This is a genomic window from Polaromonas eurypsychrophila (assembly GCF_014641715.1).
Lineage (GTDB): Bacteria > Pseudomonadota > Gammaproteobacteria > Burkholderiales > Burkholderiaceae_C > Polaromonas > Polaromonas eurypsychrophila.
In genome coordinates this window covers 1-1,142 of the sequence record NZ_BMIG01000030.1, presented here as the reverse complement: position 1 = coordinate 1,142, position 1,142 = coordinate 1, and the positions used below count along the sequence as shown (strand labels likewise).

1 pseudogene is annotated in these 1,142 nt (G+C 59.0%); it reads left to right on the top strand.

The window, feature by feature from the left end:
* Window position 1: 1 nt before the first annotated feature.
* Window positions 2-1,142, top strand: a pseudogene (locus IEX16_RS19795) (IS3 family transposase); the annotation flags it as partial.

Sequence of the window (1,142 nt, the reverse complement as noted above, 5' to 3'; positions counted from 1 at the left end):
CATGAGAACAAGCAAATTCAGCGAAGAACAGATCATTGGTTTTCTGCGGCAGGCCGAGGCGGGCATGCCGATCAAGGAGATCGGGCGCAAACACGGTTTTAGTGATGCGTCGTTTTACAAGTGGCGCTCCAAGTACGGGGGCATTGACGCCAGTGAGGCCAAACAGCTGCGCGAACTGGAATTGGAGAACGGCAAGCTCAAGCGACTGCTGGCTGAGGCGCACCTGGACATCCACGCCCTCAAGAGCGTCTTTGGCACAAAGCGCTAGCCCCACAAGTCAAACGCGCGGCGATAGGATGCTTGATGGCCGAACACCGAATGTCCGAGCGCCACGCATGCGCCCTTGTGGGGCTAAGCCGTGACACCTACCGCCATGTGGGCCAGACCAGTGCGCTCAACATGGAACTGCGCGAGCAGATCGTCCAGACCGCCCATACCCGCAGGCGCTGGGGCTGGGGCTATCGCATGATCCACGACGTTCTGCGCCCGCAGTACCCCGACATCAATCACAAGCGCGTCTACCGCATCTACACAGCAGAAGGTCTGTCGATCAGGAAACGCAAGAAGACCAAGCGCATTGGTGTGCGCGTGCCGCTGGTGGCTGCACTGGCGGTGAACCAGACCTGGAGCATGGACTTTGTGAGCGACGCAATAGCCCGCCCTGGCGCGGTGTCACGACGCATCAAATGCCTCACGGTGGCAGATGACTTTACGCGCGAATGCGTGGACATCACCGCAGACTTTGGAATCGGCGGTGAGTACGTTACCCGGCTGCTGGACCGGGCCGCCACGTTTCGGGGCTATCCCAAGGAAGTCAGAACCGACAACGGACCGGAATTCACCTGCCGGGCATTTATGACATGGACACAGAAGCACAGCATCAAACACATCCTGATCGAACCAGGCAGCCCGACCCAGAACGCATACATCGAGAGCTTCAACGGCACCTTCAGAGACGAATGCCTGGACGAGAACTGGTTCGAGTCGTTGGAACAGGCCCGCCAGATCATTGCCACATGGAGAACCGACTACAACGAGACCTGACCGCACAGCAGCTGCGGACGTATACCTCCCGCGACCTTCGCCGCTTTGAATCGCCAGTTAACTGGCGATTCAAAGCACGAGGGCCAGACCAACGCAGC